Source organism: Streptomyces ambofaciens ATCC 23877, from assembly GCF_001267885.1.
GTDB lineage: Bacteria > Actinomycetota > Actinomycetes > Streptomycetales > Streptomycetaceae > Streptomyces > Streptomyces ambofaciens.
This window is the reverse complement of sequence record NZ_CP012382.1, coordinates 3,565,322-3,586,588: the sequence shown is the minus strand read 5'-3', so window position 1 is coordinate 3,586,588 and position 21,267 is coordinate 3,565,322. Positions and strand designations below refer to the sequence as shown.

At 72.3% G+C, this 21,267-nt stretch carries 22 protein-coding genes; 9 read left to right on the top strand and 13 right to left on the bottom strand.

What is annotated here, in order from left to right; genetic code table 11:
* Positions 1 to 24 precede the first annotated feature (24 nt).
* Entirely contained in the window at positions 25 to 2,427 is a 2,403-nt protein-coding gene (locus SAM23877_RS15895; protein WP_053132926.1) for an HAD-IC family P-type ATPase, read from the bottom strand.
* A gap of 142 nt (positions 2,428 to 2,569) precedes the next feature.
* A complete protein-coding gene (locus SAM23877_RS15890; RefSeq protein WP_053132923.1) occupies positions 2,570 to 2,824 on the bottom strand; it encodes a DUF2530 domain-containing protein in 255 nt (84 codons plus the stop codon).
* A 180-nt stretch (positions 2,825 to 3,004) separates the two neighbouring features.
* Between SAM23877_RS15890 and SAM23877_RS15885 the strand changes: the two genes are divergently transcribed.
* Positions 3,005 to 4,462, top strand: coding sequence for an NCS2 family permease (locus SAM23877_RS15885; RefSeq protein ID WP_053132920.1), 1,458 nt, complete (start codon positions 3,005 to 3,007; stop codon positions 4,460 to 4,462).
* Positions 4,463 to 4,472: 10 nt separating this feature from the next.
* Here the strand turns inward: SAM23877_RS15885 and SAM23877_RS15880 are convergent, their stop codons facing one another.
* Positions 4,473 to 4,655 (bottom strand): hypothetical protein, encoded by a 183-nt coding sequence (locus tag SAM23877_RS15880; protein WP_053142536.1) that lies wholly within the window; start codon positions 4,653 to 4,655, stop codon positions 4,473 to 4,475.
* Between the two features lie 155 nt (positions 4,656 to 4,810).
* Here SAM23877_RS15880 and SAM23877_RS15875 point away from each other — a divergent pair, with 155 nt between their 5' ends.
* From SAM23877_RS15875 to thpR, 3 genes are all read left to right on the top strand, one after another.
* Positions 4,811 to 5,248 carry a MarR family winged helix-turn-helix transcriptional regulator gene (locus SAM23877_RS15875; protein WP_053132917.1) on the top strand — a complete coding sequence of 146 codons (438 nt, stop codon included), beginning with the start codon at positions 4,811 to 4,813 and terminating at the stop codon, positions 5,246 to 5,248.
* Positions 5,249 to 5,274: 26 nt separating this feature from the next.
* Positions 5,275 to 6,636: an MFS transporter gene (locus SAM23877_RS15870; RefSeq protein WP_053132913.1), complete on the top strand. Its 1,362-nt coding sequence runs from the start codon at positions 5,275 to 5,277 to the stop codon at positions 6,634 to 6,636.
* Positions 6,637 to 6,795: 159 nt separating this feature from the next.
* Positions 6,796 to 7,368: an RNA 2',3'-cyclic phosphodiesterase gene (gene thpR, locus SAM23877_RS15865; protein ID WP_053132910.1), complete on the top strand. Its 573-nt coding sequence runs from the start codon at positions 6,796 to 6,798 to the stop codon at positions 7,366 to 7,368.
* Between the two features lie 128 nt (positions 7,369 to 7,496).
* Here the strand turns inward: thpR and SAM23877_RS15860 are convergent, their stop codons facing one another.
* Together SAM23877_RS15860 and SAM23877_RS15855 are read right to left on the bottom strand one after the other, a co-directional pair.
* The gene (locus tag SAM23877_RS15860; protein WP_053132908.1) at positions 7,497 to 8,489 is read right to left on the bottom strand and encodes an aldo/keto reductase; all 993 of its coding nucleotides are present in this window, start codon (positions 8,487 to 8,489) and stop codon (positions 7,497 to 7,499) included.
* 72 nt (positions 8,490 to 8,561) lie between these two features.
* Positions 8,562 to 9,242 carry an SGNH/GDSL hydrolase family protein gene (locus SAM23877_RS15855; protein ID WP_053132906.1) on the bottom strand — a complete coding sequence of 227 codons (681 nt, stop codon included), beginning with the start codon at positions 9,240 to 9,242 and terminating at the stop codon, positions 8,562 to 8,564.
* Positions 9,243 to 9,342: 100 nt separating this feature from the next.
* Between SAM23877_RS15855 and SAM23877_RS15850 the strand changes: the two genes are divergently transcribed.
* Entirely contained in the window at positions 9,343 to 10,320 is a 978-nt protein-coding gene (locus SAM23877_RS15850; RefSeq protein ID WP_053132903.1) for a YncE family protein, read from the top strand.
* Here the strand turns inward: SAM23877_RS15850 and SAM23877_RS15845 are convergent.
* Positions 10,294 to 11,085 carry a TetR/AcrR family transcriptional regulator gene (locus SAM23877_RS15845; RefSeq protein ID WP_053132900.1) on the bottom strand — a complete coding sequence of 264 codons (792 nt, stop codon included), beginning with the start codon at positions 11,083 to 11,085 and terminating at the stop codon, positions 10,294 to 10,296. The genes SAM23877_RS15850 and SAM23877_RS15845 overlap by 27 nt on opposite strands.
* Before the next feature lie 91 nt (positions 11,086 to 11,176).
* Between SAM23877_RS15845 and SAM23877_RS15840 the strand changes: the two genes are divergently transcribed.
* Complete coding sequence (locus SAM23877_RS15840) at positions 11,177 to 12,139, top strand: ATP-binding cassette domain-containing protein (RefSeq protein ID WP_053132896.1); 963 nt, start codon at positions 11,177 to 11,179, stop codon at positions 12,137 to 12,139.
* A complete protein-coding gene (locus SAM23877_RS15835) occupies positions 12,136 to 12,960 on the top strand; it encodes an ABC transporter permease (protein ID WP_053132894.1) in 825 nt (274 codons plus the stop codon). The genes SAM23877_RS15840 and SAM23877_RS15835 overlap by 4 nt, the downstream gene beginning before the upstream one ends.
* Positions 12,961 to 13,032: 72 nt before the next feature.
* Here the strand turns inward: SAM23877_RS15835 and serC are convergent, their stop codons facing one another.
* Entirely contained in the window at positions 13,033 to 14,151 is a 1,119-nt protein-coding gene (gene serC / locus SAM23877_RS15830) for a phosphoserine transaminase (protein ID WP_053132891.1), read from the bottom strand.
* Positions 14,152 to 14,261: 110 nt separating this feature from the next.
* Between serC and SAM23877_RS15825 the strand changes: the two genes are divergently transcribed.
* On the top strand, positions 14,262 to 17,114 hold the full coding sequence (locus tag SAM23877_RS15825; protein WP_053132888.1) for an FAD-binding and (Fe-S)-binding domain-containing protein: 2,853 nt from the start codon (positions 14,262 to 14,264) through the stop codon (positions 17,112 to 17,114).
* A gap of 40 nt (positions 17,115 to 17,154) precedes the next feature.
* Here SAM23877_RS15825 and SAM23877_RS15820 read toward each other — a convergent pair whose 3' ends face one another.
* The 3 genes from SAM23877_RS15820 to SAM23877_RS15810 all read right to left on the bottom strand — a co-directional run bounded on the left by SAM23877_RS15820 (position 17,155) and on the right by SAM23877_RS15810 (position 18,573).
* Positions 17,155 to 17,439 (bottom strand): tautomerase family protein, encoded by a 285-nt coding sequence (locus SAM23877_RS15820; protein ID WP_053132884.1) that lies wholly within the window; start codon positions 17,437 to 17,439, stop codon positions 17,155 to 17,157.
* Positions 17,436 to 17,684, bottom strand: a complete 249-nt coding sequence (locus SAM23877_RS15815; RefSeq protein WP_053132881.1) for a hypothetical protein — start codon at positions 17,682 to 17,684, stop codon at positions 17,436 to 17,438. Before SAM23877_RS15815 ends, SAM23877_RS15820 begins: the two co-directional genes overlap by 4 nt.
* 169 nt (positions 17,685 to 17,853) lie before the next feature.
* Positions 17,854 to 18,573 carry a GntR family transcriptional regulator gene (locus SAM23877_RS15810; RefSeq protein ID WP_053132878.1) on the bottom strand — a complete coding sequence of 240 codons (720 nt, stop codon included), beginning with the start codon at positions 18,571 to 18,573 and terminating at the stop codon, positions 17,854 to 17,856.
* A gap of 54 nt (positions 18,574 to 18,627) precedes the next feature.
* Here SAM23877_RS15810 and SAM23877_RS15805 point away from each other — a divergent pair, with 54 nt between their 5' ends.
* Positions 18,628 to 19,443, top strand: coding sequence for a class I SAM-dependent methyltransferase (locus SAM23877_RS15805; RefSeq protein WP_053132875.1), 816 nt, complete (start codon positions 18,628 to 18,630; stop codon positions 19,441 to 19,443).
* A 31-nt stretch (positions 19,444 to 19,474) separates the two neighbouring features.
* Here SAM23877_RS15805 and SAM23877_RS15800 read toward each other — a convergent pair whose 3' ends face one another.
* The 3 genes from SAM23877_RS15800 to SAM23877_RS15790 all read right to left on the bottom strand — a co-directional run bounded on the left by SAM23877_RS15800 (position 19,475) and on the right by SAM23877_RS15790 (position 21,263).
* On the bottom strand, positions 19,475 to 20,050 hold the full coding sequence (locus tag SAM23877_RS15800; RefSeq protein ID WP_053132873.1) for a dihydrofolate reductase family protein: 576 nt from the start codon (positions 20,048 to 20,050) through the stop codon (positions 19,475 to 19,477).
* A 59-nt stretch (positions 20,051 to 20,109) separates the two neighbouring features.
* A complete protein-coding gene (locus SAM23877_RS15795) occupies positions 20,110 to 20,724 on the bottom strand; it encodes a dihydrofolate reductase family protein (protein WP_053132870.1) in 615 nt (204 codons plus the stop codon).
* Between the two features lie 86 nt (positions 20,725 to 20,810).
* Positions 20,811 to 21,263 carry an NUDIX hydrolase gene (locus SAM23877_RS15790; RefSeq protein WP_053132867.1) on the bottom strand — a complete coding sequence of 151 codons (453 nt, stop codon included), beginning with the start codon at positions 21,261 to 21,263 and terminating at the stop codon, positions 20,811 to 20,813.
* Between the last annotated feature and the right edge of the window lie 4 nt (positions 21,264 to 21,267).

Sequence of the window (21,267 nt, the reverse complement as noted above, 5' to 3'; positions counted from 1 at the left end):
CCGCTCACGTCCGGCGGGAAGACCTCACACGGGCAGCCGCCGGTCCACCCACCGCCACGCCAGCTCCAGCAGCCCCGCCGCCACCGCCGCGATGCCGACGGCGGCCCACGGCATGGTCACGCCCACCAGCTTCAGCGCGAAGAAGTCCTGGAGCCACGGCACCACCAGCACCACCAGAAAGCCCGCGCCCATCGCCGCGACCAGCACCACACGCCACCAGGTGTAGGGCCGGGCGATGATCGCCAGCACCCACATCGAGACCAGGAACAGCGTCAGCGTCGCCGCGCTGGTCTCCGCGTCCAGCGCCCCCGGACCGGAGTAGTGCCGCCGGGCCACGAGGTACGTCGCGAAGGTCGCCGCCGCGGCCACCACCCCGCCCGGGACGGCGTAGCGCATCACCCGCCGCACGAAGTGGGGTCTGGCCCGCTCCTTGTTCGGGGCGAGCGCCAGGAAGAAGGCCGGGACGCCGATGGTGAGCGTGGAGAGCAGGGTGAGGTGCCGGGGCAGGAACGGGTACTCGACCTGGGAGCAGACCACCAGGATCGCCAGCAGCACCGAGTACACGGTCTTCACCAGGAACAGCGTCGCGACCCGGGTGATGTTGCCGATGACCCGGCGGCCCTCCGCCACCACCGACGGCAGCGTGGCGAAGCTGTTGTCGAGCAGCACGATCTGCGCGACCGCCCTGGTGGCCTCCGAGCCCGAGCCCATCGCCACGCCGATGTCGGCGTCCTTCAGCGCCAGGACGTCGTTCACCCCGTCGCCGGTCATCGCGACCGTGTGCCCGCGTGACTGGAGGGCGCCCACCATGTCCCGCTTCTGCTGCGGGGTGACCCGCCCGAACACCGTGCCCTCGTCGAGCGCCCCGGCCATCTCCTCCCGCCCGGCGGGCAGTCGGCGCGCGTCGACGGTGGTGCCGGAGAGCCCCAGCTTGGCGGCCACCGCCCCGACCGACACCGCGTTGTCACCGGAGATGACCTTGGCGCGGACGTCCTGGTCGGCGAAGTAGCGCAGGGTGTCGGCGGCGTCCGGGCGCAGCCGCTGCTCCAGGACGACCAGGGCGACGGGCGTGGCATCCTCGGCCACCCCGGGGTCGTCGAGCTCGCGGGCGGCGCGGGCGAGCAGCAGGACCCGCAGGCCCCGCTCGTTGAGCCGCACGGTCTCGGCGAGGGCGGGGGCGTCCTCGGGCAGCAGCACGTCGGGTGCGCCCAGCAGCCACGTGCTGGAGGTGCCGTCGCCCTCGCCGAAGGTGGCGCCGCTGTACTTGCGGGCGGAGGAGAACGGCAGCGACTCCGTGCAGCGCCAGTCCTCGGCGGAATCGGCGACCGGGTAGGTGTCGATGATCGCCTGCAGGGACGCGTTCGGGCGCGGGTCGGACTCGCCGAGGGCGCCGAGCACCGTGCGGACGTACCCCTCGTCGGCGCCGTCGAGGGTGCGCAGCTCGGTGACGTCCATGCCGCCCTCGGTGAGGGTGCCGGTCTTGTCCAGGCAGACGGTGTCGACGCGGGCCAGGCCCTCGATGGCGGGCAGCTCCTGGACGAGGCACTGCTTGCGGCCGAGCCGGATCACGCCGATCGCGAAGGCGACGGAGGTGAGCAGGACCAGGCCCTCCGGGACCATGGGCACGATGCCGCCGACCGTCCGCGCGATCGAGTCGTCCAGGTCGTCGTCCTTGGCGAGCAGCTGGCTGAGGATCAGGCCGATCGCGGTCGGGACCATCATCCAGGTGACGTACTTCAGGATGGTGGAGATGCCGGAGCGCAGTTCGGACTGGACCAGGGTGAAACGGGAGGCCTCCTCGGCGAGCTGCGCGGCGTACGCCTCACGCCCCACCTTCGTCGCCCGGTACGCGCCGCCGCCCGCGACCACGAAGCTGCCGGACATGACCTGGTCCCCCGGCTGCTTGACGACCGGGTCGGCCTCGCCGGTCAGCAGCGACTCGTCGATCTCCAGCCCGTCCGCCTCTACGCACACGCCGTCGACGACGACCTTGTCCCCGGGGCCGATCTCGATGACGTCGTCCAGCACGATCTCCGAGGTGCCGATCTCGGCCGCCGTCCCGTCCCGCCGCACGGTCGGCCGTGCCTCGCCGATCAGGGCCAGGGAGTCGAGCGTCTTCTTCGCCCGCCACTCCTGGATGATGCCGATGCCGGTGTTGGCCAGGATCACGAAGCCGAAGAGGCTGTCCTGGATCGGCGCGACGCACAGCATGATCACCCAGAGCACGCCGATGATGGCGTTGAACCGGGTGAAGACGTTGGCGCGGACGATGTCGGTCAGCGAGCGGCTGCTGCGCACCGGCACGTCGTTGACCTGACCGCGCGCGACCCGTTCGGCGACACCGGCCGCCGTCAGCCCGGTGGCCGGGGAGAGGGCGTGGACGGGATGCGCGGGGGCGAGTCCCTCGTCCGCGTCGAGATGCGTCATGCGTTCGACGGTACGTGCCGTTTTGGGGCTCCACCCGCCGAATGCGCGGAAGATCCGACCGGGGGAGGAGGGGACGCGCCGCCGCGTGATGCCCTGGTACTACGGGCCGCCGTGAGGCGACGGACGCCGCCCGTCGAACGGGTCAGGCGGTGTCGCGCGCGGCCCGCCTGAGCGCGGCGTCGCGCTTGCGGACGTACCAGATGCCGATCAGCCCGAGCCCGGCTCCGGCCAGACAGGTCCACACCCACCAGGTGTGGCCGTGCTCGTCGAACCAGCCGTAGAAGGGAAGCTGCACGAGGAAGAGGACGAACCAGAGGACGGTGCCGCCGACGACGGTCGGCACCACGGGGCCCTCCAGGGGTGGCGGCGCCTCGTGTGTGGGTGTCCACTTCTTCATGCGTACAGCTTACGAGGAGGGCACCGGACGGGTGACGGCGCGGCGCCACCGGGGTCTACGCGCGGAGATAGCGATCTCCGGCTCATACCTTCATACTGAATCCGTTTGTCTCTGACCACTTTCATTCGTAGGAAACACCAATAAGGCCGTGGGGGAACCTGTTGGTGATGAGGTCCTCGCATGCCCACCTCGGCCTCCGCCAAGGTCCCCCCGTCCCCCGAGCCGTCCGAAGACCGGCGGCCCCCGCAGAACGCCCTCGACCGCTACTTCCGCATCTCCGAGCGCGGCAGCACGCTGCCCCGTGAGATCCGCGGCGGTCTCGCCACCTTCTTCGCGATGGCCTACATCATCGTGCTGAACCCGATCATCCTGGGCAGCGCGAAGGACATGTACGGCAACCAGCTCGACAACGGTCAGCTGGTCACCGCGACCGCGCTGACGGCGGCGTTCACCACGCTGCTGATGGGCGTCATCGGCAACGTCCCGATCGCGCTCGCCGCCGGCCTCGGCGTGAACTCCGTCGTCGCCCTCCAGCTCGCCCCGCGGATGTCCTGGCCGGACGCCATGGGCATGGTGGTACTGGCGGGCTTCGTCGTCATGCTGCTGGTCGCCACCGGCCTGCGCGAGCGCGTGATGAACGCCGTGCCCTACGGCCTGCGCAAGGCCATCGCCATCGGTATCGGCCTGTTCATCATGCTGATCGGCCTCGTCGACTCCGGGTTCGTGACCCGGATGCCGGATGCCGCCCAGACCACCGTCCCGCTCCAGCTGGGCACCGGCGGCCACCTGCTCGGCTGGCCGGTGCTGGTCTTCGCCCTCGGCGTGCTGCTCACCCTGGCGCTGATCGTGCGCAGGACCCCCGGCGCGATCCTGATCTCCATCGTGGTGATGACCGTCGTCGCGATGATCATCAACGCGATCGCCGACGTCCCCTCCTGGGGCCTGACCACCCCGGAGTGGCCCGGCAACCCCGTCGCCACCCCCGACTTCGGCCTGGTCGGCGAGGTCAGCCTGTTCGGCGGGTTCGAGAAGGTCGGCGTCCTGACCGGCGTGCTGTTCGTCTTCACCGTCCTGCTGTCGTGCTTCTTCGACGCGATGGGCACGATCATGGCGGTCAGCGACGAGGCGAAGCTGACCGACGGCGAGGGCCAGATGCCGGGCATCAACAAGGTCCTGTTCGTCGACGGCATCGCGGTCGCCGCGGGCGGCGCCAGCTCGGCGTCGGCGACGACCTGCTTCGTGGAGTCCACGGCCGGCGTCGGCGAGGGCGCGCGCACCGGCTTCGCGAACATCGTCAGCGGCGCGCTGTTCGCCGTGGCCCTGTTCCTCACTCCGGTCGCCACCATGGTGCCGTCCCAGGCGGCCACCCCGGCGCTGGTCGCGGTCGGCTTCCTGATCCTGGCCGGCTCCATCAGGGAGATCGACTGGAGCGACTTCACCATCGCCGTCCCGGCCTTCGTGACGATGCTGATGATGCCGTTCAGCTACTCGATCACCAACGGCATCGGCATGGGCTTCATCACCTTCTCGGTGCTGCGCCTGGCGGCCGGACGGGGCCGGGAGGTCCCGGTCACCATGTACGCGGTGTCCGCGGTCTTCGCCTTCTACTACCTGATGCCGGCCCTGGGTCTCACCTGACCGGCGGGGCTCAGGTGACCCCGTAGAACCGTTCCGTCTCCTCCACGGCGGACTGGAACCGCTCGTCGAAGTCATCCCGAATGAGCGTCCGGACGACATAGTCCTGGACGCTCATTCCCCTTTTCGCCGCATGGTCCCGGAGCCGGTCGAGCAGCTCCCCGTCCATCCGCAGGCTGAGCACGCTGGTCCCCATGCGGTCGAGGGTCGCCCCAGCCGGCCGGGTGATACTCCGACTTCCGTACACCACTCACTCGTACGGGTGAACTGCCGGTTTCAGTGGCGGGTGTCACGGGCAACCGGTGATCGTGCGGTGGTACTTCGCCAGACTAATGAGTTACGCTAAGGAACATGCCGGACCTCAAGCATGGCGACGACGCCGCCGCCGTGAACTCCCTGCGCTCCGCCGTGATGCGGCTGTCCCGTCGGCTCAAGCACCAACGGGTCGACGAGTCGCTCAGCCCCACCGAGATGTCGGTGCTCGGCACCCTGGCCAACTGTGGCAGTGCGACCCCGGGCGAGCTCGCCCGCAAGGAACACGTCCAGCCGCCCTCGATGACCCGCATCGTGGCGCTGCTGGAGGCGAAGGGACTGGTCCGGCTGGAGCCGCACCCCGAGGACCGGCGCCAGAAGGTCGTCACGCAGACCGAGCAGGCCGTGGTGATGCTCGAGGAGAGCCGCCGCAAGCGGAACGCGTTCCTGGCCACGCTGGTCGAGGGACTCGACGACGACGAGTGGGCGAAACTGCGCGCCGCCGCCCCCGTGCTGGAGAAGCTCGCACACCTGTAAGCGGCGTACACGAGGAGGCGAACCCTTTGAGTACGGGACCCGGAGCAGCTTCCGCCCCCGCACCTGACGGCCACGACGACCCGACCACCCCCGACGCCCCCCGCAAGACCTCGATGTTCGCCTCCCTGAAGGTCAGGAACTACCGCCTGTTCTTCCTGGGGCAGGTCGTCTCCAACATCGGTACCTGGATGCAGCGCATCGCCCAGGACTGGCTGGTGCTCAGCCTCACCGGCTCCTCCGCCGCCGTCGGTATCACGACGGCCCTGCAGTTCCTGCCGATGCTGCTCTTCGGCCTCTACGGCGGTGTCCTCGTCGACCGCCTGCGCAAGCGGCCCACGCTGCTGGTCACCCAGTCCGCGATGGCCCTGACCGCGCTCTTCCTCGCCGTCCTCACTCTGTCCGGCCACGTCCAGGTCTGGCACGTCTACGTCGCCGCCTTCGCGATGGGCCTGGCCACGGTCGTGGACAACCCCGCCCGCCAGTCCTTCGTCTCCGAGCTGGTCGGCCGGGACCAGCTGCAGAACGCGGTCAGCCTGAACTCGGCCAACTTCCAGTCCGCCCGGCTGGTCGGTCCGGCCGTCGCCGGTCTGATGATCACCGGGGTGGGCACCGGCTGGGCGTTCCTCGCCAACGGCCTGTCCTTCGTCGCGCCGCTGACCTGCCTGCTGCTGATGCGCGCCCGCGAACTGCACGCCGTCCGCCGGGCCCCGCGCGGCAAGGGCCAGCTGCGCGAGGGGCTGCACTACGTCGCCGGGCGCCCCGAGCTGATCTGGACGATCGTGCTGGTCGGCTTCATCGGCACCTTCGGCTTCAACTTCCCGGTCTTCCTGTCCGCCTTCGCCGACGACGTCTTCGACGCGGGGGCCGGCGCCTACAGCCTCTTCAACACCCTCATGGCCGTCGGCTCGCTGGCCGGCGCCCTGCTCGCCGCCCGGCGCGGCACGGCCCGGCTGCGCGTCCTGATCGCGGCGGCCCTGGCCTTCGGCGCCCTGGAGATCGTGGCGGCGACGGCACCCGGGCTGTGGCTGTTCGCGCTGCTGATGGTCCCGATAGGCGTCTTCAGCATGACGGTCAACGTCACCGCCAACACCAGCATCCAGATGTCCACCGACCCGGCCATGCGGGGCCGCGTCATGGCCCTGTACATGATGGTCTTCCTCGGCGGGTCCCCGGTCGGCGCCCCGATCGTCGGCTGGGTCACGGACACCTACGGCGCCCGGGTCGGCTTCGCGGCCGGAGGGGCGGTGGCCGCCCTCGCCGCGCTCGTGATCGGCCTGGTCCTGGCCCGCGTGGGCAACCTGCGCCTGTCGGTCGGCTGGCACCGCGGCCACCCGCAGGTGCGGTTCGTGCCGCGGGAGCGGCGGGAGGAGCTGGCGCCCGCGGCGTGACCGGACCTCCGGCTCAGTCGAGGACGGCCATCGTGGCGCTCCTCCCCGGCCGCCTCCCCGGCCGCCCCCGGCCCGAGTGCGGCCGCGCGGTGCGGCGATACGCACCGTGACCAGGGCATGCGCGGACGTACACCAGTTCCCCGGGGCAGACTGGCCCGCATGAGACTGTTCGCCGCCGTACTGCCCCCCGAGGACGTCACCGCCGCCCTCGCCGCCGAGGTGGCCGCGTTGCGGAAGCTGCCCGGCGCGGACGGGCTGCGCTGGACCGGCCGCCCCGGCTGGCACTTCACTCTGGCCTTCTACGGTGAGGTCGACGACGCGCTCGTACCGGACCTGTCGGCGCGGCTGGAGCGGGCCGCGCACCGCACCGCGCCCTTCGGCATCGCCCTGCGCGGCGGCGGGCAGTTCGGGCACGGGCGGGCCCTGTGGGCGGGTGCGGAGGGCGACGTGGCGGCCCTGCGGCTGCTCGCGGACCGCGCGGAGGCGGCGGGGCGCAGGGCGGGCGTCGAGAGCGGGGAGCACCGGCGCTACAAGCCCCACCTGACGGTGGCCCGCAGCCGGGAGGCGTACGACGTGCGGCCGTACCTCGACGTCCTGGACGGTTTCACCGGCCCCGCCTGGACCGTGGCGGAGCTGGCCCTGGTGCGCAGCAACCTGCCGAGGTCCGGCGTGCCGGGGGAGCAGCCCCGTTACGAGGCGGTCGGCCGCTGGCCGCTCGGCGCCTCCGGTTAGGCTCGGGGGCGTGGACCCGAAGACCCGGAACCGGATCATGGCCGGTGTGCTCGTGCTGATGCTCGTGGTGGTGGCGGTGGCGGCGGCCCTCGGCTGAGCGGCCGTGGGCCGCCGCCCCGCTCACACCCCTACCAGGCGAACGCCTCCGGCGAGGGTCCCGGCCCCGGGAAGACCTCGTCCAGGCCGGTCAGCAGTTCGTCCGACAGCTCCAGCTCCACGGCCCGCAGCGCCGACGTGAGCTGCTCGGCCGTGCGCGGACCCACGATGGGGCCGGTCACGCCGGGCCGGGTCAGCAGCCAGGCCAGCGCGGCCTCGCCGGGCTCGACGCCGTGCTTGTCGAGCAGGTCCTCGTACGCCTGGATCTGCGACCGCTTCGCGGGGTCGGCCAGGGTGTCGGCCGCCCGGCCGGAGGCACGGCGCCCGCCCTGGACCTCCTTGCGGATGACGCCGCCGAGCAGCCCGCCGTGCAGCGGCGACCACGGGATGACGCCGAGGCCGTAGTCCTGCGCGGCCGGGATGACCTCCATCTCGGCCCGGCGCTCCGCCAGGTTGTAGAGGCACTGCTCGCTGACCAGACCGATGGTGCCGCCGCGCCGGGCGGCGGTCTCGTTGGCCTGGGCGATCTTGTAACCGGGGAAGTTGGAGGACCCGGCGTACAGGACCTTCCCCTGCTGGACCAGGGTGTCGATGGCCTGCCAGATCTCGTCGAATCCGGTGGCGCGGTCGATGTGGTGGAACTGGTACAGGTCGATGTGGTCGGTCCGCAGCCGCTTCAGGCTGGCGTCGACCGCCCGCCGGATGTTCACGGCGGACAGCTTGTCGTGGTTGGGCCACGCCTCGCCGTCGGCGCCCATGTTGCCGTACACCTTGGTGGCGATGACGGTCCTGTCACGCCGGTCGCCGCCCTGGGCGAACCAGTTGCCGATGATCTCCTCGGTACGGCCCTTGTTCTCGCCCCAGCCGTACACGTTGGCGGTGTCGAAGAAGTTGATGCCGGCGTCCAGCGCCGCGTCCATGATGGCGTGGCTGTCGGCCTCGTCGGTCTGCGGACCGAAGTTCATGGTGCCGAGGACGAGTCGGCTGACCTTGAGTCCCGTGCGTCCGAGCTGCGTGTACTTCATGGTCCCCAAGCCAACGACTTGGAGTGCGCTCCAGGCAAGCGGGTCCGGCGGCCCGGTCGCCCCGGGTGCGGGTTACGCGGCGGCGGAGTAGGGCCCGCCCAGTCCCCACGCCTCGTGGATCGCGTCCGCGAAGGCGCCCGCGATCCCGTGCTCGCCGCTCTCGTTGGGGTGGGTGCCGTCGTAGGTGTCCGTGTGGAAGTCGTACGACGCGGGCGGCGGGACGAGCAGCAGCGGCGAGTCCGGTTCGTCGAGGTCGGCGGTGGTCTTCGCGAGGAGTTCGTTGAAACGGGCGACCTGCTCGGCGAAGGGCGCGTCGGTGTCGGCGCGTATGTTGTGGAGCACCGGCATCACGGCCACGCGCACGCGCGGGTTCGCCGAGCGCGCGTGCGCCACGAAGGCCCGGACGTTGTCCGCGGTCTGCTCCGCGTTCGTGTAGAAGCCGAGGTCGATGAGGCCCAGGGAGACCAGGAGGACGTCCGCGCGGCAGGCCCGTACCGCCTCGCCGATCAGCGGGGTCATGTGGTGCCAGCCCTCGCCCCAGCCGGCCAGGTGGGCGCGGGGGAAGCCGGGCTCGGCGTAGGCGTACGAGGTGGGCGCGTCCGTCGACGGGTCGTGCAGCGTCTCGCGCGGGCCGACGAACGTGAACGGGCCGCCGTACGAGGCGCACAGGTGCTGCCACAGCCGGTGGCGCCACGTGTGCTCGCCGGCGCTCCCGATCGTCATGGAGTCTCCGACGAACATGAACCTGAGCATCCGCTCATCATGGACGATCGGTCCGGCCGACGCGATGTGAGTCCGACCACGCAGCGTGACCCCCGGCGTGAACACCCGCGTGGGATGGCAGGCTTGGCGCATGCGCCGACCCTTCGCCCTCCTCGCCGCGGCCCTCCTCGTGGGCGCGTTCGCCGTGCCCGCCTCCGCAGCCGACGGCGGCGACGGCGGCGACGGGTTCACGATCGAGGACCCGCGGATCACCGAGTCGAGCGGCCTCGCCGCCTCCCGTCTCCACCCGGGCGTCTACTGGACGCACAACGACCAGGACAACGGGCCGTACCTGTACGCGGTGGACGGTGCCACCGGGAAGACCGTCGCCCGCGTCGCGCTCTCCGGCGTCGGCACGCCGCGGGACGTCGAGGCGGTCTCCATCGGGCCGGGCAACAGGATCTTCGTCGGCGACATCGGCGACAACCTCGGCGGCACCTGGCCGCACGTGTGGATCTACGAGCTGCCCGAGCCGACGGAACTCCGGGACCAGACGGTCAAGGCGACGCAGTACGTGGTGAAGTACGCGGACGGCGCCCGGGACGCGGAGTCGCTCGTCGTGCACCCGAAGACCGGGCGGGTCTACGTCATCGACAAGAACGAGGACGGCGGGCACCTCTACGAGGGTCCGGCGAAGCTCTCCGCGTCCGGCACCAACGTCTTCCGGCGCGCCGCCCCGGTCGGGCTCTGGGCCACCGACGCCGCCTTCTCCCCGGACGGCGAGCGGCTCGCGGTGCGGGGCTACCTCGGCGGCCTCTGGTACGACTGGAACGGCGGGAGGATCCAGCGCAAGGGGCGGATCAGCGTGCCCCTGGGGCAGGGGGAGTCCGCCACCTACACCACCGACGGCGAGAAGCTGCTGCTCGGCATGGAGGGCGCCCGGAGCCCGGTGCGGGCGCAGGACGCGCCCGGGGGCGGCGGGGGCGGTGGGTCGTCCTCCTCCTCGGGAGGGTCGGCCGCCTCCGGCGACGACGGCTCCGGGGGGAGCACGCTGAAGGTCGGGGCGCTCGGTCTGGCCGTCGCGTGCGCGGCCCTGTTCGGGCTACGCAGGCTGGTCCGGCGCCGCTGAGCCGTCCGCCGCGGCGCGCGCGGCCACCAGCACCTCCAGCCCGTCCAGGATGCGCTGGAGGCCGAACTCGAAGTGGTCGAAGCCGGGGCCGAAGGTGTCCTCGGAGAGGGAGGCCAGCACGGGGTAGCGCCCGCTGGTCATGACCTTCTCCAGCACCGGCTGCTGGGCCGCCCAGAACTGGGCGTCCGTCAGCCCGGAGCTGCGCTCGGCCTCCTCCTGGTACACCTGCGTGCGGGCGGCCCCGACGACGTACCCGTCGAGCATGATGATCACCGACAGGAGTTCGGGGTCGGTCAGGCCCATCGGCTTGATCCGGGTGAGCACCTTCTCCATGCCGTCCAGCGCGCTCGGGCCGAGGACGGGGCGGGACTGGTTGACGTCCAGGAGCCAGGTGTGGCGCCGGTGGAGGGCGAGGGCCTCGCGGCCGAGGGCCTCCAGCGCCGCCCGCCAGCCGCTGCCGTCGCCGAGGTCGCCGGGGTCCTCGGAGGTGCGCTGCACGCGGTCCAGCATCAGGTCGAGCAGCTCGGCCTTGCCGGGGACGTAGCGGTACAGGGACATCGTGCCGGTGCCGAGGTCGGTGGCGATCCGGCGCATGGAGACGGCGGCGAGCCCCTCCCGGTCGGCGATCTCGACGGCGGCCTCCACGATCCGGTCCAGCGTCAGTCCGGGCTTCGGCCCGCGGCTCGGCCGCCGGCCGGTGTCCCACAACAGTTCGAGGGTGCGGCCGATGTCGCCGCTGCCGCTGGTCTCCGTGCCGCTCGCCATGCGGTCAGTCTAGGTCCGCGGAGCAAAACTGGGTACGGCGTACGCGCAATCGGGTACGGTGTACTCAGTTGGCGAGCGAGAGGGGGGACCCATGGGCGACGGACACGCGGTACGGGCCGAGGGACTGGAGAAGCGGTACGGCGAGAAGCGCGCTCTCGACGGCTTCGACCTGGCCGTCCGCGAGGGCACCGTGCACGGCCTGCTCGGGCCGAACGGCGCGGGGAAGACCACCGCGGTGCGCATCCTGTCCACCCTGATCCGGCTCGACGGCGGACGGGCCGAGGTGGCGGGTCTCGACGTCGCCCGGCAGGCGCGCGAGGTGCGGGCCCGGATCGGTCTCACCGGGCAGTACGCGGCCGTGGACGAGGTGCTCACCGGCCGGCAGAACCTGGAGATGTTCGGCCGTCTGTTCCACCTGGGCGGCCGGCGGGCCCGGGCCCGCGCCGTCGAGTTGCTGGAGCAGTTCGACCTGACCGACGCCGCCGACCGGGGCGTCGGCAAGTACAGCGGCGGCATGCGGCGCCGCCTGGACCTCGCCGCCTCGATGATCCTCGCCCCCTCCGTCCTGTTCCTGGACGAGCCGACGACGGGCCTGGACCCCCGCAGCCGCGGCGAGGTCTGGGACTCCGTGCGGGCGCTGGTGGCGAGCGGCACGACCGTGCTGCTGACCACGCAGTACCTGGAGGAGGCCGACAAGCTGGCCTCCCGCATCACCGTCATCGACCAGGGCCGGGCCATCGCCGACGACACCCCGGACGGGCTGAAGAACCTGGTCGGCGGCGACCGCGTCGAGGTCGTGGTCACCGAGCGGGCCGAGATACCGAGGGTGGTGAAGGTGGTCGCCCGGGTCTGCGACGGCGAGCCCGAGACCGACGAGGAGGCGCTGCGCGTGCACGCCCCGGTCACCGACCGGGTGTCCGCGCTGACCGAGGTGGCGCGGACCCTCCAGGACGAGGGGGTGGGCGTGGAGGACATCGGACTGCGCCGGCCGAGCCTCGACGACGTGTTCCTGCGCCTGACCGGGCACCGCACGGAGAAGGAGGCGGTGGCATGAGCGCCCTCGACCCGACGACGGCCCCGCGCGCACGCGGGCGGTTCTACTGGGTGCTCGCCGACTGCGGCAACATCGTGCGCCGCGGCCTGACCCACTACCAGCGCCAGCCCGTCAACATCGCCTGGCAGCTGGGCTTCCCGATCCTGTCCGTCCTCCTCTACGGCTATGTCTTCGGCAGCGCGATGACCGTGCCGGGCGGCGGGGACTACAAGGACTTCCTGATGCCGGGCATGTTCGTGATGACCATGGCGTTCGGCTTCATCAACACCGCGACCGTGGTCGTCTACGACTCCACCAAGGGCGTCATCGACCGGTTCCGGTCCATGCCGATGTCCTCCTCCGCCGTGGTCGCGGGGCGCGGTGTGACCGACCTCGTGATCGCCTGTGCCGAGCTGGCGATCATGATGCTGACGGCAGTGGCCATGGGGTGGCGCCCGGACGGCGGCTGGGGCTTCCTGGCGGCGTTCGCGCTGCTGCTGTGGCTGCGGTTCGCGCTGATCTGGATCGGTGTGTGGCTGGGGCTGATGGTCCCGAACCCGGAGGCGGCCGGCGGTCTGTTCGCGGTGGCGTTCCCGCTGACGATGATCTCCAGCATCTTCGTCGCCCCGCAGCTCATGCCCGACTGGCTGGGCTGGGTGGCCGCCTGGAACCCGATCTCCTCCACGGCGGCGGCCGCCCGCGAGCTGTTCGGCACGCCGGTCGGCGGCGGCGACTCGTGGGTCGAGCAGAACGCGGTGCTGATGGCATGCGTGTGGCCCGTGGTGCTGACGGCGGTCTTCCTGCCGCTGGCGGTGCGGCGGTTCCAGCGCCTGAGCCGGTAGGAGCCGGGAACGGCGAGGGGCGCCCGGCGGATGTCCGCCGGGCGCCCCTTCTCCGTCGTACGGGGACGACCGCTACAGCTTCTCGATCACGTAGTCGACGCACTTCGTGAGCGCCTCGACGTCCGCGGGGTCGATCGCCGGGAACATCGCCACGCGCAGCTGGTTGCGGCCGAGCTTGCGGTACGGCTCGGTGTCGACGACGCCGTTGGCGCGCAGCACCTTGGCGACGGCGGCGGCGTCGACCTCGTCCGTGAAGTCGATCGTGCCGATGACCTGCGAGCGCTTGGCCGGGTCGGCGACGAACGGGCTCGCGAACTTCACGTCCTCGGCCCAGCCGTACAGCGTCCGCGCGGAGGTCGCCGTGCGGCGGACGGCGAAGTCCAGGCCGCCCTGGCCGTTCATCCACTCCAGCTGGTCGTTCAGCAGGAACAGCGTGGCGAGCGCCGGGGTGTTGTAGGTCTGGTTCTTGCGCGAGTTGTCGATCGCGGTCGGCAGCGAGAAGAACTCCGGCACGTGCCGGCCGCTCGCGTGGATCCGCTCGGCGCGCTCGATCGCGGCGGGGGAGAAGACGCCGATCCACAGGCCGCCGTCCGAGGCGAACGACTTCTGCGGGGCGAAGTAGTAGACGTCGGTCTCGGCGATGTCCACGGGCAGGCCACCGGCGCCGGAGGTGGCGTCGACCAGTACGAGGGAGCCCTCGTCGGCACCTGCGACGCGCTTGATCGGCATGGCGACGCCGGTCGAGGTCTCGTTGTGCGTGAAGGCGTACACGTCCACGCCGGCCTCGGCGCGCGCCTCGGGGTGCGTGCCCGGGTCGGAGGAGACGATCGTCGGCTCGGCCAGCCACGGGGCGAGCTTGGCCGCCTTGGCGAACTTGGAGGAGAACTCGCCGAAGCTCAGGTGCTGCGACTTGTTCTCGATCAGGCCGTGGGTCGCGACATCCCAGAACGCGGTGGAGCCGCCGTTGCCGAGGATCACCTCGTAACCGTCGGGGAGCTGGAACAGCTCGCGGATGCCCTCGCGGACCTTCCCGACCAGGTTCTTGACGGGCGCCTGGCGGTGGGAGGTGCCGAGCAGGGACGTACCGGTGGCGGCCAGGGCGTCCAGCGCCTCCACCCGCACCTTGGAGGGGCCCGCGCCGAATCGACCGTCCGCGGGCTTGATGTCAGCAGGAATCTGGATCTCAGCCACGTGCCGGAGGGTATCTCCTCGGCGAAACCGGACGGAGACATGTCCGTCCGATGAGACGAGATCTCCGCCGTGCGGACCTGTACGGAGCTACGACGGCCCATCCTGGACGCATGACCGATCTGGAGGCAGCACTGCGCGGGGCGGTCCGGGGCGAGGTCGGGTTCGACGTCACCTCGCGGGCCCTGACGACGATGGACGCGTCCAACTACCGGAGGGTGCCGCTCGGCGTGGTGGCGCCGAGGGACGCCGACGACGTGGCGGCCGTGCTGGCGGTGTGCCGGGAGCGCGGGGTGCCGGTCGTGGCGCGGGGCGGGGGCACGTCGATCGCGGGGCAGGCGACGGGCACCGGGGTCGTCCTGGACTTCACCCGGCACATGAACCGGCTGGTCTCGCTCGACCCCGGGGCGCGTACGGCCGTCGTCCAGCCGGGCCTGGTCCTCGACCGCCTCCAGGAGGCCGCCGCCCCGCACGGCCTGCGTTTCGGTCCCGACCCGTCCACCCACAGCCGCTGCACGCTCGGCGGAATGATCGGCAACAACGCGTGCGGCTCCCACTCGGTGGCCTGGGGCACGACGGCCGACAGCGTGCGCGAGCTGACGGTGCTCACCGCGGCCGGGCGGCGGCTCGGGCTCGGGCCGGACTGGGCCGGGGCGCCGGAGGGGCTGCGGGAGCTGGTCGACGGTGACCTGGCCCGGCTGCGCACCGGTTTCCCGGACCTCCCCCGCCGTATCTCCGGTTACGCGCTGGACGCGCTGCTGCCGGAGCGGGGCGCGGACGTGGCCCGCTCCTTCTGCGGCTCGGAGGGCACGCTGGGCGTGCTGACGGAGGCGGTGGTCCGGTTGGTCGAGGCACCGCGGGCGCGTGCGCTGGCGGTGCTGGGCTACGCCGACGAGGCCGGGGCGGCGGAGGCGGCGGCCGGGCTGCTGCCGCTCGGCCCGCTGACGGTGGAGGGCATGGCGGTGGACCTGGTGCCGTCGACGCGGGGGTTGCCGCGGGGCGGCGCGTGGCTGTTCGTGGAGACCGGCGGCGACACGGAGGCCGAGGCGCGGGCGCGGGCGGAGGCGGTCGTGCGGGCGGCGGACGTCGTGGACGCCCTGGTGGTGACCGACCCGGCCGGGCAGCGGACGCTGTGGCGCGTCCGGGAGGACGCGAGCGGCACGGCGACCCGGATGCCGGACGGGTCGGAGGCGTGGCCCGGCTGGGAGGACTGCGCGGTGCCGCCGGCCCGGCTCGGGGCCTACCTGCGGGACTTCCGGGGCCTGTTGTCGGCGCACGGTCTGCGGGGCACGCCGTACGGGCACTTCGGGGACGGCTGCATCCACGTGCGCATCGACTTCGACCTGCTGACGGCGGCCGGAGTCGCCCGGTTCCGCCGTTTCTCGCAGGAGCTGGCGGACGTGGTCGTGGCGCACGGAGGGTCCCTCTCCGGGGAGCACGGGGACGGGCAGGCGCGGGCGGAGCTGCTGCCGCGGATGTACGGCGAGGAGATGGTGGCCCTCTTCGAGCGCGCCAAGGCCGCCTGGGACCCGGACGACCTCCTCAACCCGGGGATGCTCGTCCGCCCGGCGCCGCTGGACTCGAACCTCCGCTTCTCCGTCCTGCCGCGCGAACCGGTGCACGTGGCCTTCGGCTACCCCGCGGACGGGGGTGACTTCTCGGCCGCCGTGCGCCGCTGCGTCGGGGTCGCCAAGTGCCGTACGACGTCGGCGGCGGGGTCGTCGGTGATGTGCCCCTCCTTCCGGGCGACCGGTGCGGAGGAGCACTCGACGCGCGGTCGTGCCCGCCTGCTGCACGAGATGCTCGCCGGTGAGCTGGTGACCGACGGCTGGCGGTCGACGGAGGTGCGGGACGCGCTCGACCTGTGCCTGTCCTGCAAGGGCTGCCGCTCCGACTGTCCCGTCGAGGTCGACATGGCCACGTACAAGGCGGAGTTCCTGCACCACCACTACGCCGGGCGCCGCCGCCCGGCCGCCCACTACGCGATGGGGTGGCTGCCGGTGTGGCTGCGGTGGGCGGCCCGCGCGCGGTTGGCCCCCGTCGTCAACGCCTTGTCCGCCGTGCGGCCGTTGGCGGCGGTGGCGAAACGGCTGGGTGGGATCGCGCGGGAGCGGGACGTGCCGCGGCTGGCGGGGGAGACCTTCAGCCGGTGGTGGCGGAGGCGGGGCGGGCCGGTCGGGGACGGCGCACTGGTCGTCCTGTGGCCCGACACCTTCACGGAGCACCTGACGCCGTCGGTGGGCCGGGCGGCGGTACGGGTGCTGGAGGCGGCGGGGCTGCGGGTGGTGCTGCCGCCGACGCTCGGGGGACGTGCCCTCGCGGACGGCCGCACACGCTCGCCCGCCGCCCTGGCGGCCGTCCGCAGGGGCCGGGTCTGCTGCGGTCTGACGTACGTGTCGACGGGCCAACTGGACCGCGCCCGTGCGGTGATGCGCCGCACGCTGGACCTGATGGCCCCGGTGCTGGAGACCTCCGCGCCGGTCGTCGTCCTGGAGCCGAGCTGCGCGGCGGCGTTGCGCACGGACCTGCCGGAGCTGCTGCACGACGACCCCCGCGCGGCCCACCTCGCCGCCCGTGTCGTCACCTTCGCGGAGGCCCTGGAACGCTGCGCCCCCGACTGGACCCCGCCCGCCCTGGACGTCCCGGCGGTCGGCCAGACCCACTGCCACCAGCACGCGGTCCTGGGCGACGCGGCCGACCGGCGCCTGCGCGAGGCGGCGGGCCTGACCGGCGAGCTGAGCGGCGGCTGCTGCGGGCTCGCGGGCAACTTCGGTTTCGAGGCCGGCCACCACGAGGTCTCCGTCGCCTGCGCCGAGGACCAGCTCCTCCCCGCGGTGCGCGAGGCGCCGCGGGGGGCGGTCGTCCTGGCGGACGGCTTCTCGTGCCGGACGCAGCTGGAGCAGCTGGCGGGCGTACGGGGGCGGCACCTGGCGGAGGTGCTGGCGGAGGGGTTGGACGGGTCCTGACGGGCGGGGTACAGAACCGCTCCGGGTGCTCATCGCGCGCTCAGTTGAGCCTGTGCAGCCTCCGTCCCCGGCTTTCGGCCACCCGCAGCGCGTCGGCGAGGGCTTCGGTGAGGCGCTCGGCGAGGTAGCGGAGCTCGCCCTGCGGGGTGCCGGGGAGGAGGTCTTGGGCGTGGGCGAGAAGGTGGGCTCCCATGGTGAGCTGCGTGACCTCGGTGGTGTCGGCGAGTCGGGAGACGGGGCCACCGTCGTCGTCGGTGATCAGGTAGCAGGGCTTGCCCTCGGGTCCGGACCAGGGGAGCAGACGGGGCTCGCGCGGTGCCGTCATGCGGCCGCCTCCAGCTCCTGCGACGTCCGGAGGAGCACGTACGGGCGTACGGCCACGGTGTCGGCGCCGTCGAGGAGGGTGGGCAGGCCGTAGGGGCTGCGGTGCGTGGGGAGGGTGATCGTGGCGGTGGCCGGCGGTCGCGGGGCGATGCGGGGTGCCGGGTGCGGGACGGCTCCGCGATGCGCTCCTCGGGGACGGAGGAGCAGGCTCACCCGGGTGATGAGGCGGCCGATAGGGTCGGGCATGTCGTCAGCTCCGATCAGGGTCAGCTGGTGGCCACGCCCCGGGGCCGGTCGGACGGTCGCCGGGGTTTCGCCGTGTCGACGTGCGTGGCGGCACGTCGGAGTGCCGTTCACGCAGCCACGAGAAGACTGGACCGGTGGACCGGTCCAGTCAAGCGGAACGTCAGTTCCCCTACCGCATGGGGTAGTTGTCGGTCTGCTCGAAGACGTGGGAAGGCGTGACACCCTCCTCGCACACGAGGGCGCGTCCTAGCTGGTCGAACGCCGTGTGCAGAACGACGGCGACCGCGGTCGGCTGTCGCACGTCCAGAAGTCGCGCCTCCTCGTCCGTGGCCAGGCGCACGGTGGTCACGTCGTGTCCTTCCGCGGGGACGCGGCCCGTCTCGCGGCGGACGTAATGCGTCGTGCCCTCGACGATCGGTTCCTTCGCGGACAGGCGTGGTGCGGCGTCCGCCACCGAAGCCGGAAACCACGCGGTCACCAGACTGTGCGGCGTGCCGTCGTCGAGGAACGTCAGCCTGGCTCGGTGGAGAGCCGCCTCGCCGTCGGAAAGCCCCAGGGCATCGGCGACATGAGCAGGCGGAACTGCACGGCCCGGTGTGCCGAGACGGCGGTAGGGCGTGCCGCCCGACAGGCGACTGGTGCCCGTCCGTCGCCCGCCTGCGGGCCGGGCGACGGGTGTCTCCGTGACGAGGAAGCCGGAACCCTGCCGTGCGACGACGATGCCGTCGTGCCGCAGGATGTCGTACGCCTTGACCACGGTGGCCCGCGATACGCCCCACTGTTCAGCCAGGTCACGGCCTGACGGCAACAGGTCGCCAGGACCGAACTCGCCGTTCGCGACACGGGTGCGCAGATCATCGGCGATCTGCTCGTACTTCAGCAGCGGCATGGCACTCTTTCCGATCGCTGGACTGGTCCACCGGTTCCTCATCAGAATGCACGGATGACGAGCCTTGAGGTGACGCCGGAGATCGTGAGGTTCTACAGCGAGACCGTCGACGAGGCGGACCGGCTGGTGGCCACGGCCGACGGGCGCCTGGAGATGGTACGGACACAGGAGTTGCTCCGCCGCCACCTCCCGTCGGCGCCGGCTCGGGTGCTCGACGTCGGCGGCGGGCCCGGCACACACGCACGCTGGCTCGTCGAGGGCGGGTACGCGGTTCACCTGGTGGATCCCATTCCCCGTCACGTCGAACAGGCCCGGGCCTCGGGCGCGAGTGTCGAAGTCGGTGACGCCCGGAGCCTGACGGCCGACGACGGTTCCTACGACGTCGTGCTCATGCTGGGTCCGTTGTACCACCTGCCGGACCGGGCGGACCGGGACCGTGCGCTGGCGGAGGCCCGTCGCGTGCTCAGGCCCGGCGGGCTGCTGGCGGTCGCCGGTATCAACCGGTACGCGTCGCTGTTCGAGCACGCTGCCTACGCGCACCTGCACAAGGAGTCGATGCGGGAGAGCATCGGCACCATCCTCGCCACCCAGGTCCACGACGGGAAGAACGCGTTCACCACGGCGTACTTCCACAGCGGCGAGCAACTGCGCGACGAGGTGGCGGCGGCGGGCTTCGCCGGCGCGGCCGTCTTCGGGATCGAGGGTCCCGCCTGGTCCCTGCTGGCGGCGGCGGAGCGGAACACGGGGCACTCGTTCCGTGAGTCGGACCTCTTCGAGTCCGTCCTCACCGCCGCCCGTCTGGCCGAGCCTCATCCCGAGCTGCTGTCGGCGAGTTCCCACCTGCTCGCCGTGGGCCGTCGGCCGGGGTGAGGTGAGGGGCGTGTGCTGCCGGGCCGTGTGCTCAGGCGGCCGGTCGGTGTGTCACGCGGTAGCGGAGGTGGACGACGCCCGAGCCGAAGGTGCGGGTGTCGACGAGTTCGAGGTCCACCCGGCGCTCGCCCCCGGGGAAGTAGGGAACGCCGCCGCCGACCAGGACCGGGTGGACCATGATCCGGTACTCGTCGATCAGGCCCGCCGCGGCCGCCTCGGCGGCGAGGGTCGCGCCGCCGATCGCGATCTCGCCCTCGCCCGGCTCGGCCCGCAGGCGCTCGATCTCCTCCGCGACACTCCCGGTGGCCAGCCGGGCGTTGCCCTCCACGGACGTCAGCGTGGTGGAGAACACCACCTTGGGGAGGGGGTTCCAGAGCGCGGCCCACTCGCGCCCGGCCTCGTCGAGCGACGCGTCCTGGTCGGCGGTCTCCCAGTACAGCATCGTCTCGTACAGCCGCCGCCCCAGCAGGTGGACGTCGACCTGCCGGATCTCGTCGATCCAGAAGCGGAAGACGTCCGGGTCGGGTGCCGACCAGTCGAAGCCGCCGTCCGGCCCGACGATGTAGCCGTCGAGCGAGACGCCCATCGAGTAGGTCACGCTGCGCATCGGAAGTCCTCCTCGGTACGGGCCGGCCCGGTTCCGACCGTACGCCCGCCCCGCCGGTCTCACGTCCCGAAGCGGTATTTCAGGTGGGTGGCCAGGGGTGTGTGGACCACCCGGACGGGTTCGAGATCCCGTCGGACGGCGCCCGCTCCCTCGAAGAGCCGCAGCCCCTCACCGAGGAGCGCCGGCACCACGTGCAGCTGGAGTTCGTCGATGAGCCCGGCCCCGAGGTACTGGCGTACGGTGTCCGCGCCGCCCGCGATGTCGACGTTCCGGTCGCCGGCGGCGGCCTGGGCCCGGTCGAGGGCGCGCCGGATGCCGTCGGTGACGAAGGTGAAGGTGGTGCCGCCCTCCTTGACCAGGGTGGGCCGGGGGCGGTGGGTGAGGACGAAGACCGGGGTGCGGAAGGGCGGGTCGTCGCCCCAGAACTCCTCGCCGGTCTCGTACATCGTCCGGCCCATGACCACCGCCCCGGTGGCGTCGAACCACTCCCGCATCAGCTCGGAGTCGCGGTTGTCCACCCCGCCGGCCAGGCCCTGGCGCTCGCGCCAGCTCGCCAGGGTGTGGATCCACTCGAAGACCGGCCCGGCGCCGTCGCCTCCCGGGTTGTCCAGGGTGACGTTCGGGCCGGCGACACAGCCGTCGAGGGAGATGGACAGGTCAGCGGTCACGGTCATGGCGGGCGCTCCTCGGGTGGTGGTGTGCTGCCTTCACCCTTGAGTCGATCGGGGGCCGGCGCTTTCGACACACCCCGCGCACCCGTTCAGGGCGTCGTCTCGCCCCGCACCAGCGGACGGCACACCGGCTGGACGTCCTCGGGGAGGTCGTCCGGGCGGCACCAGCGGGCCTCCAGGATCTCGAACGGGTCGATGCGCAGTTCACCGCCGAGCAGCCGGGCCTCGTAGGCGACCTCCAGGCGGGTGCGCAGGCCGCTGTTGAGCATGACCAGACGGCCCACCTCCACGTCGAGGTTCGTCTCCTCCCTGACCTCGCGCACCACGGTGCGCCGGAAGTCCTCGCCCTTGCGCGCGAAGCCGCTCGGCAGCCCCCACTGGCGGCCCGGCGGCCACATCCGGTGCTTCAGCAGCAGGACCCGTCCCTCGTCGTCGCGGACGACGCCGGTCACACCGACCACGTACTTCGTGTGCAGCAGCCACATCACGCGGCTCTGCACCGGGCGCAGGAGGCGCCACAGGCGGGCGAGGAGTCGTCTCACACGG

Coding starts and splice junctions, on each gene's coding strand:
- SAM23877_RS15895 (WP_053132926.1), bottom strand. CDS start 2,427: ATGACGCATCTCGACGCGGACGAGGGACTCGCCCCCGCGCATCCCGTC.
- SAM23877_RS15890 (WP_053132923.1), bottom strand. CDS start 2,824: ATGAAGAAGTGGACACCCACACACGAGGCGCCGCCACCCCTGGAGGGC.
- SAM23877_RS15885 (WP_053132920.1), top strand. CDS start 3,005: ATGCCCACCTCGGCCTCCGCCAAGGTCCCCCCGTCCCCCGAGCCGTCC.
- SAM23877_RS15880 (WP_053142536.1), bottom strand. CDS start 4,655: ATGGGGACCAGCGTGCTCAGCCTGCGGATGGACGGGGAGCTGCTCGAC.
- SAM23877_RS15875 (WP_053132917.1), top strand. CDS start 4,811: ATGCCGGACCTCAAGCATGGCGACGACGCCGCCGCCGTGAACTCCCTG.
- thpR (WP_053132910.1), top strand. CDS start 6,796: ATGAGACTGTTCGCCGCCGTACTGCCCCCCGAGGACGTCACCGCCGCC.
- SAM23877_RS15860 (WP_053132908.1), bottom strand. CDS start 8,489: ATGAAGTACACGCAGCTCGGACGCACGGGACTCAAGGTCAGCCGACTC.
- SAM23877_RS15855 (WP_053132906.1), bottom strand. CDS start 9,242: ATGCTCAGGTTCATGTTCGTCGGAGACTCCATGACGATCGGGAGCGCC.
- SAM23877_RS15850 (WP_053132903.1), top strand. CDS start 9,343: ATGCGCCGACCCTTCGCCCTCCTCGCCGCGGCCCTCCTCGTGGGCGCG.
- SAM23877_RS15845 (WP_053132900.1), bottom strand. CDS start 11,085: ATGGCGAGCGGCACGGAGACCAGCGGCAGCGGCGACATCGGCCGCACC.
- SAM23877_RS15840 (WP_053132896.1), top strand. CDS start 11,177: ATGGGCGACGGACACGCGGTACGGGCCGAGGGACTGGAGAAGCGGTAC.
- SAM23877_RS15835 (WP_053132894.1), top strand. CDS start 12,136: ATGAGCGCCCTCGACCCGACGACGGCCCCGCGCGCACGCGGGCGGTTC.
- SAM23877_RS15825 (WP_053132888.1), top strand. CDS start 14,262: ATGACCGATCTGGAGGCAGCACTGCGCGGGGCGGTCCGGGGCGAGGTC.
- SAM23877_RS15820 (WP_053132884.1), bottom strand. CDS start 17,439: ATGACGGCACCGCGCGAGCCCCGTCTGCTCCCCTGGTCCGGACCCGAG.
- SAM23877_RS15815 (WP_053132881.1), bottom strand. CDS start 17,684: ATGCCCGACCCTATCGGCCGCCTCATCACCCGGGTGAGCCTGCTCCTC.
- SAM23877_RS15810 (WP_053132878.1), bottom strand. CDS start 18,573: ATGCCGCTGCTGAAGTACGAGCAGATCGCCGATGATCTGCGCACCCGT.
- SAM23877_RS15805 (WP_053132875.1), top strand. CDS start 18,628: ATGACGAGCCTTGAGGTGACGCCGGAGATCGTGAGGTTCTACAGCGAG.
- SAM23877_RS15800 (WP_053132873.1), bottom strand. CDS start 20,050: ATGCGCAGCGTGACCTACTCGATGGGCGTCTCGCTCGACGGCTACATC.
- SAM23877_RS15795 (WP_053132870.1), bottom strand. CDS start 20,724: ATGACCGTGACCGCTGACCTGTCCATCTCCCTCGACGGCTGTGTCGCC.